The organism is Leifsonia sp. NPDC058292, from assembly GCF_042880955.1.
Taxonomy (GTDB): domain Bacteria; phylum Actinomycetota; class Actinomycetes; order Actinomycetales; family Microbacteriaceae; genus Leifsonia.
On sequence record NZ_JBHVYL010000085.1, the window covers coordinates 1 to 1,538 of the forward strand.

Consider the following 1,538-nt stretch of genomic DNA (forward strand, 5'->3'; position numbering starts at 1 on the left):
GCTCGACACCATGCGGCGCTGGCAGTCGTCGAGGTACGGGGCGGTGGGCGTGTACTACGGGGGCCGTGGGCGGGCCTGTCCTCATCAGCCCCGGCTCGGGCACCGTTGGATGGAGGGGGTCCAGCGGCTGGGGTGGCGGGTGCTGCCGGTGTACGTCGGTTCGCAGTCGCCGTGTGTCGTCGCGGGCCCCAAGAAGGCCTATCGCATCGGCCGTCACGCCTGGCGCCAGGGCGTGCAGGAGGGGCGGGACGCCGTACGCAGGGCGCGGGCCGTCGGCATCCGGCCGGGCAGCCCGCTCTATCTCGACATGGAGGCATACAAGTACCGGCAGAAGAAGTGCGCCCGCACGACGCTCACCTTCGTGCGGGGCTGGGACCGGCAGGTGCGCGGGAAGGGCTACCTGCCCGGGTTCTACAGCAGTGCCGACTCCGGGGTGGCACACATGCGGGCTGCGGCGCGGGCGGGGGCGCGGGATCTGCCGTCGGTGATCTGGTTCGCGCGCTGGCACACGCGGCCCCGGCTGGCCGGGGAGCCCGTGCTGCGGGGGTCCGCCTGGAGTTCGCGGCGCAGGATCCACCAGTACGCGGGAAACGTGAAGGAGCGGCACGGCGGGCGGACTCTCGTCATCGACCGGAATCTGGTGCACGCGCCGGTGGCCCGCATCAGATGAGCCGCCCCGGTCCGCGGGAGTGGCAGAGTGGAAGGAAGCCCATGGAATGGCTCTCAGGGATGAACCCTCAGGGGTGCGTACCGCGTCCTCCACCTTCAGGAGGTGGGGATACCACCACTCCTACAACCTGAGGCGGACACCGCTTCGGGACCTGCGGCCGATCCGCGATCGTAGGGGGCGCTCCTAGCGTGGAGCCATGACCGCAACCATGGCGCCTGTCTGCTCCAGTGCATCGGATGCCGCGACGCGCAGCGCGCCGCGAGCCGCGATGACGCCTCACTCTTCCCACCCGGTGCCGTACGTGCCGGCCGCCCGTCCGGCGCCGTACGCGCCGCACAAGTCGTACCCGTCGTTCGCGTCGTACGTGCGGGCGCGGCAGCCCGTACTGCTGCGGACCGCCCGGTCGCTGACCGCGAACCCGTGCGACGCCGAGGACCTGCTCCAGACCGCGCTCACCAAGACGTATGTGGCGTGGGACCGCATCGAGGACCACCGGGCGCTCGACGGTTATGTGCGCCGGGCCCTGCTGAACACGCGTACGTCGCAGTGGCGTAAGCGGAAGGTCGACGAGTTCGCCTGCGACGAGCTGCCCGAGCCGGAGACCGTGGCGGCGGCCGATCCGGCCGAGCACCAGGCCCTGCACGACGCGATGTGGCGCGCGATCATGAAGCTGCCCGCCCGGCAGCGCGCGATGGTGGTGCTGCGGTACTACGAGGACCTGAGCGAGGTGCAGACGGCCGAGGTGCTCGGAGTGTCCGTCGGTACGGTCAAGAGCGCGGTCTCTCGGGCCCTCGGCAAGCTCCGTGAGGACCCGGAGCTGCGCCGGGCCATTTTATTAAGGGGAGCGCTCTCTTTTCGATGTTTCATT

Annotated in this window: 2 protein-coding genes; both read left to right on the forward strand. The window is 70.5% G+C overall.

Translation table 11 applies throughout. The features are described from left to right. On the forward strand, nucleotides 1-670 hold a 670-nt coding region (locus ACFVWR_RS19080; protein ID WP_387216032.1), incomplete at its 5' end, for a DUF1906 domain-containing protein. A 196-nt stretch (nucleotides 671-866) separates the two neighbouring features. Beyond that, on the forward strand, nucleotides 867-1,538 hold a 672-nt coding region (locus tag ACFVWR_RS19085), incomplete at its 3' end, for a SigE family RNA polymerase sigma factor (protein WP_387216035.1).